5 protein-coding genes and 1 pseudogene are annotated in these 6386 nt (G+C 74.0%); all 6 read right to left on the reverse strand.

The features are described 5' to 3' along the window. Positions 1-10: 10 nt before the first annotated feature. Entirely contained in the window at positions 11-163 is a 153-nt protein-coding gene (locus VFZ20_RS10350) for a hypothetical protein (RefSeq protein ID WP_329683792.1), read from the reverse strand. 186 nt (positions 164-349) lie between these two features. Then, entirely contained in the window at positions 350-1222 is an 873-nt protein-coding gene (locus tag VFZ20_RS10355) for a class I SAM-dependent methyltransferase (RefSeq protein ID WP_329683793.1), read from the reverse strand. After that, on the reverse strand, positions 1219-2193 hold the full coding sequence (locus tag VFZ20_RS10360) for a M28 family peptidase (RefSeq protein WP_329683794.1): 975 nt from the start codon (positions 2191-2193) through the stop codon (positions 1219-1221). Before VFZ20_RS10360 ends, VFZ20_RS10355 begins: the two co-directional genes overlap by 4 nt. Before the next feature lie 184 nt (positions 2194-2377). Next, on the reverse strand, positions 2378-3988 hold the full coding sequence (locus tag VFZ20_RS10365) for a hypothetical protein (protein WP_329683795.1): 1611 nt from the start codon (positions 3986-3988) through the stop codon (positions 2378-2380). Between the two features lie 464 nt (positions 3989-4452). Then, positions 4453-4974, reverse strand: a complete 522-nt coding sequence (locus VFZ20_RS10370; RefSeq protein WP_329683796.1) for a hypothetical protein — start codon at positions 4972-4974, stop codon at positions 4453-4455. Between the two features lie 56 nt (positions 4975-5030). Further along, positions 5031-6386 (reverse strand): annotated as a pseudogene (locus VFZ20_RS10375) (hypothetical protein); the annotation flags it as partial.

A 6386-nucleotide genomic window follows, 5' to 3' on the forward strand; every position in this document is an offset into this window, starting at 1 on the left:
GGTCCCGGGATCAGATGGGGCAGCGGGCGGTGGCGCCGGTGGTCGTCGTGCCGGGGCAGACGGAATCGTCGCTCCAGGCGCGCATGGCCCGCACGTGCTCGGCCGGCGTGGTCGCGAAGGAATCCACGTTCAGCGCATCCAGGTCCAGCATCAGCTTCTTCATCGTCGTGTCGCGTTCGGGTGAGCGGAGCCGGGATTCGTCCGGCGCCGGACCCAACGTGGCGCCGGGCGGCGCATCTTCCCATGGCGACGGGACGAAGCGCGCCAGCACGCGACGAGCGGTGGACGAAACGGGGCCGGCCTTCGCGCGAAGGCCGACCCCGAATTGTCGATGCAGATCCATCCCGCGTCAGCCGATGCCCTCCGCCGCATCCGCGTCCGGCGCGGTGCCGATGGCCCAGCCCGAGTCGCGTCCGCCCGAGCCGTGCGGGGTAAAGCGGCGGGGCGTCCAACCGGCCTCGCGCAGCTCGGCCGAGACCTCCGCCGCCACGAAGAAGTGCGCGAAGTTGGGCGCCAGCGCGTCCCCGCGCTCGATGCGCTCGCCACGCGTGACCGCGCGCACGGCGTTGGCCACCGCGGCGGACACGCGAAAGCGCGCCGTGTCGCCGCCGCGGGTCCAGAACGAGAGCAGCAGCGGCCCGCCCGGACGCACCAGGGGCCGCAGCCGGCGCAGCAGGTGGATGCGGTGCGCGCGGCCGGAGATGAGCGTGTACGCGCTCCATCCCAGGATGATGCCGTCGAACGGCTCCGCGTCCGACGGCACCTCGTCCCGCGGCAGGTGGACGACGCGCGCGGCGCATCCCTGGCGCGGCAGGAACTCGCCCGCGGCGCGCACGAGGGCCGCGTTGCACTCGTATCCCGTCACGTCGAACCCCATCCGCGACAGCGCCAGCACCTCGCGCCCGCCGCCCGCGCCCAGCACCGCCACGCGCCGGCATCCCGCGAACGCCTCCAGCGCCGACTTTTCCCAGTCGAACAGGCCGCGCAGGTTGTGCGCGTCGCCGTGGTACGACGCCGTGCGGTCGTAGTACCGCTCGTCCACCGCGTGCAGGTCCGCGCGGCGCAGCAGGCCCAGCCACACGCCGTCGTACGTGGCCTGGAGCAGGGCGCCCGCGTTCTTCCACGCGGCGCTCACGCCCAGGAACGCGCGCACCCGCAGCGGCGCTCGCCCGGCGCGGACCGGCTTCGGGGCCGCGTCCACCGTCGACGGCAGGCCGCTCACGCCGCCCCCGCGCGGACATAGCGCAGCACCACGTCGCCCACGATCCGCAGCGAGGCGGCGTCGCACTGATCGACCGTATCGGCCGTGGTGTGCCACTGGGGATAGTCGTAGTCGATGAGCAGCACGGTGGGGATGCCCGCGCGGGACAGGAACACGTGGTCGTCGTTGACGGTGTACGCCCGCCCGCCGAAGTGTGCGCCCAGGTCCATGTCCTCGGCGCAGGCGTGCAGGTCGCGCCACAGCTCCGGCGCCAGGCGCATGGAGTTTCCCTCCGTGGAACAGCGCAGGCCGCGCTTGCCCACCATGTCCATCAGGATGCCGCGCCGTGGCCGCCACGGCACCGTCCCGCGCCGGAACGCGGCCTCGTACGCGTGCGAGCCGTAGTAGTACTCGCCCAGGTCCTCGCCGTCCCACAGGGCCAGGGCGACGGATCTGGACGGCCGATGTGCCCGCAGCGCCCGCGCGGCCTCCAGCACCACCGCCGTGCCCGACGCGCCGTCGTTGGCGCCCGGGACGGGCAGGGCGCGCCGGGCGGGATCGGGATCGCTGTCCGCGACGGGGCGCGTGTCCCAGTGCGCGGACAGCATCAGGTCCGGCGCGCCGTCCGCCCCGTCGCGGCCGTGGACCAGGGCCAGGACGTTCGTCATGGCGAAGCGCCGTCCCGCGCCGGGCCCGTGCCGCACCTTCTGCTCCCAGCGCTGCAGGACGAGCGCGTCCACGTGCGGCCGCAGCTGGTCGACGATCCACTCCAGCGTCCGCCGGTGCCCGTCCGTGCCGGGCGCCCGCGGGCCCATGTCGCACTGCGCTCGCAGCAGCTCGAACGCGCGCGCCCCGTCGAACGCGCCGTCCCCCGCGGGCGCGCCGGCTCCGACGTCGATCGTCTCGTGGCGGATGGGCCCGCGCTCCCACCGCCGCCGTGCCATGCGCGCGGCGCGGACCAGCGGGCGGGCGTAGCGGCGAAGGTCGATCACGGGCGAGGGAGCGGGAGGTAGGGGATGCGAGGACGGCGAACGATAGACGCGGCGCAGGCCCCGTGCAACGTCCACGGACAAAAGATTTCTCACGCAGAGGGAGCAAGGGCAGCAGAGTACTTCGTCGCGCGATGACGTACTCTGCTGCCTCTGCTCCCTCTGCGTGAGAATCAGTTTCTTCTTCTCAGGGGATGTCTTCCAGCTCCAGGACGGCCGAGCGCTCCTGCCCGTTCACCATGCGCCAGGCGGGCACCAGGATCACGCCGGACGGCTCCACGAACGGCGTGCCGGAGGACGCCCATCCGTCCGTGAACACGTGCTCGCGCCAGGCGCCGTTCACCATCCAGGCGATGCGCCCGTCGCCCGACAGGTACGGCGTGCCGTCGGCGCCCACCGCCAGGCCGTCCAGGCGCACGTTGCGCAGGGACGCCGGCAGGGGCACGTCCGTGGCCACGCCGCCCGCGATGCGCAGCAGGTACACGGTCGTGTTCTGGACGGTCACCTCCGACCAGATCAGCGCGTAGATCGTGGATCCGTCCGGCGACGCGGCCAGGCGGGTGACCACCGTGTTGTGCGCGAGCACCACCGAGGCGGGGATGGCGAGGGTCGTCCACGCGCCGTTCGCCCAGCGCATCAGGTGCGGCTGGCCGGAGCCGTCGCCAAAGCGCACCTGCGTGGCCCCGCCGATGTACAGCTCGTCGGGCGAGGCCGCGGCCATGCCCAGGATCTGCCGCACGCGCGTGATGGTCGGCAGCGCGGGCAGGGGCGTCCACGCGTCGCCGTCGCGGCGGTGCATGGCGCCGCCCAGCGCCCCCACGAACACCGTGCCCCCGGCGGACGTGATCATGTCCGGCGCCTCGCCCGCGGGCAGGGGCACCCGCGCCCAGCTGCCCGGCGCGTCGGAGCGCCAGGTGGCGCGGCCCGTGGCGTCCAGCCCCATGCCCCACGCCACGCCCGAGGGAAGCACCAGCATTCGGCTGATGAAGTTGGCGGCCGGCGCGCCCGGCTCCACGGACCACACGCCGTTCACCCGCCGCAGCACCTGCGGGCCGCCCGTGAGCGTGCGCGAGCCGTTGCTGCCGATGACGTACGCGGCCGACGGCAGCTCGTTCACCACCTGCGCCGTCCCGTTGACGGACACGTGCACCCGCAGCGTCCACCCGCTGCCCGTGGCCGTGAGGGTGGCGCGCCCGGGGGCGGCCGCCGTGACGGTGCCGTCCCCGCCCACGGTCGCCACGCCCGACGCGGAGCTGGTCCACGCGGCCGTCACCTCGCCGGCGGGGATGACGTTGCCGTGCCGGTCCGTGCCGCTGAGCAGCACCCGCGCGCTCTGCTGCCGCGCCATGGCCCGCACCGTGTCGCCCGTGACGGCGGCCTGGACGGCGGCGCCGGGGCGCGCCGTGGCCGTGACGGAGTCCAGCACCACCGGCTGGCCGTCCAGGATGGCGCGCACCTCCATGGCGTGCGCGCCGGCCCTGGTCCCCAGGTTCCAGAAGTTGCGGGCGCGCCCGTCGGCGTCCGTCTGCACGGTGGCCAGGAACGGCTCGCCGCCGCCCTGCGTGACCACCGTCCAGCCGACGGTCAGGTCCGGCACGGGGCGTCCGCGCGTGTCCGTCACCCGGACGACGAGCGTGTCGGCCAGGCGCGTGCCGGCGCTGTCCTGCTGGGCGTCGCCGCGCAGGACGGTGGCGCGAAGGTCCTCGGGCTTCACCGGCGTTTCGCCGGAGGGCGACTCGCACGCGGCGGCCAGCACCAGCGCGGACAGGGCCAGGGGGCGGATGATTCGGGCTTGCATCACCGGGGGAGCGGAGGGACGGGAGGTGCGGGCATCCGCGCGTGGAACGGCGCGGAGAGCGGGTATACGAATCCGGAAACGTTTGGTTCCACCCGGCGACGAGAACGCCCGCGGCTGACTGGCCGCGGGCGTTTATCGAATCGTTTCCCAGACTCCCACGACGAGCGTCATCCTGAGGGAGCGCCGCGCGTAACGTGAACGCGCGCCGGCCCTTGGCGCGACCGAAGGATCTTGTGTGCGAGACTCGGAGGCGATTTCCGTGCACGAGGGTCGCCTCCGAGCTTCGCGGGCAAGATCCTTCGTCGCCGCCATGGACCGTGCCCCGGTCGGGATCGCGCGGCGGCTCCTCAGGATGACGCTTTCCGTGAAATCGGGGCGCGTTCGACGCCTCTCGCGACGACGCTCCCGTCGAATCCGGGGCGCGTTCGACGCCTCTCGCGGGGGATGCGACTCCGCGGTGTCCGTCAGGGACGGCGGGCGCGGAACTCCACGATCACGCGGCCGCCCGGGTCCGTGGCGGGCGCGGGGACAAAGCTCTTGGTCAGCGCGTCGTCGGCACCCGGCGCGGGGTTGAAGGCGTAGGAGTGGATGTTGGTCTGCGCCACGTCGTCCGACTGCTTGATGGTGGCCTCCACGATCACCCGCAGCTCGCCCTCGCCCGTGACGGCCAGGTCCAGCTCGCGCGTCACCTCCTCGCCGGCGCGGGCGGGCGCCGTCCACGCGGCCTGTGCCGGCGCCGCGACGGCCAGCCCGCCCTCCGCGCGCACGTCCAGCGCCAGCGACGCGCCGTCCACGCCGGGCCGCGCGACGATGCGCACGCGCCGGTGCCCGGGCGCGGCGTCGGCCAGCGGCACGATCTCCACCTCCACGGGCGCCGTCACCTTGCCCGTGACGGCCGCCAGCCGGGCGACGTGCGGCGTCTGCGCGGCCAGGGGGGACGCGTGGGCGGCGGTCAACGCGGCGAGGGCGATGAGCAGGCGTTTCATGGGCGGGCGTCCGTCGTAAGGGGCGAGGATGGAAGCGAAAGATCGTGGGAAGCGCCTCAGTACCGCGCGAGGAGCGAAAAAGTGCCCTGGTGCGCGTTGGCGGTGCCCAGCTGCGAGTCGCGCGGGTTGCTCCAGCTGCGCACCTCCACGCGGTAGTAGCCGGCGGGGAGCGTTTGCGAGATCTGCTCGGAGTCGCCCACGCCGTTCACCGCGTCGGAGCGGGCCACCACCTCGCCCTCGGCGTCGAACAGGATCAGGTCCAGGTCCGCGTTCTCCGGCCGGCGCGCGGAGACGATCTTCATCGTCAGCGACACGGGCCCCTCGCGGTCCAGGCGAAACCAGTAGTGCTGCGACGCGCCCCACGCGTTGCTGCGCCGCGACGCGCGGCTGTCCACCGTGCCCGTGACGGACTGGCCGCGGGGCAGCGCCTCGGGAAACGGGTCCGGCGCGGGCGGCGTTTGCAGCGCGTAGTCGATGCGGCGCGCGGCCAGCCCCTCCGCCAGACGCGCCTCGCCCGTCACGCGGGACAGCGCGTTGGCGTAGCGCAGCAGGTACACGTCCGGCTCCTTGGCCAGGTCCACCAGGGCGCGCCACATGGGCGCGAACCCCAGCGCCACGGAATCGCCCTCCTCCGCGCCGTCGTCGAACCAGTCCCACAGCAGCGACGCCACGGAGTGCTCGCTCCAGATGCCCGGCCGGTCGCCCGTGGGCACGTCGTTCTCCATGTCCACCGTCAGCAGCACGCCCTGGCGGCCGCGCACCACGCCCGAGTCGATGTAGCGCGGCGAGCCCGTGGTGGCGGCCGAGAAGAAGTTGCCCCACCCCTCGGACCACGCCAGCCGCGGGTCCAGCCGCTCGCCGAAGCCGTGGTCGCCGCCGGGGCTGCTTTCGCGGCTGAACGCGTCCATCAGGAAGTGCCCGTACTCGTGGGCGATGACGTGGTCGTCGAACTCGTCGCTGTCCTGCCCCCGGCGGCCGTTGATGAACGCCACCCCGTCGCGCGGCTGAAAGTAGGTGCCGCCCACGTACGACGTGTCCCAGCGCACCTCCACGCGCGGCAGGTGCGCGCCCGGCTGCCCCGCGCGGACGAGCGCGTTGGCGTGGCCGATGGTGACGGCGATGTTGAACGCGCCGGCAATGCGGTCCGCGTCGGCCGCCAGCAGGTCGTTGACCACCGTCCTCTCCCGTCCGACGGCCGCCGGCTCCGTGGCCATGGAGAACTCCGCCCGGTCGCGCACGCGGACCACGGACGCGTTCTCCGTCTGCGCCAGGGCGCGGACAAAGACGGTGGGCCGGCCGCGCAGGCGCACGGGGATGCTGTACGCGCCCTTGTCGTCCGTCCATCCGCTCCCCAGCACCTCGCGCGACGGCGACGCCACCACCTCCACCCGGATGCCCGACGCCGGCGTGCG

Source organism: Longimicrobium sp. (genome assembly GCF_036280135.1).
Classification (GTDB): Bacteria; Gemmatimonadota; Gemmatimonadetes; order Longimicrobiales; family Longimicrobiaceae; genus Longimicrobium.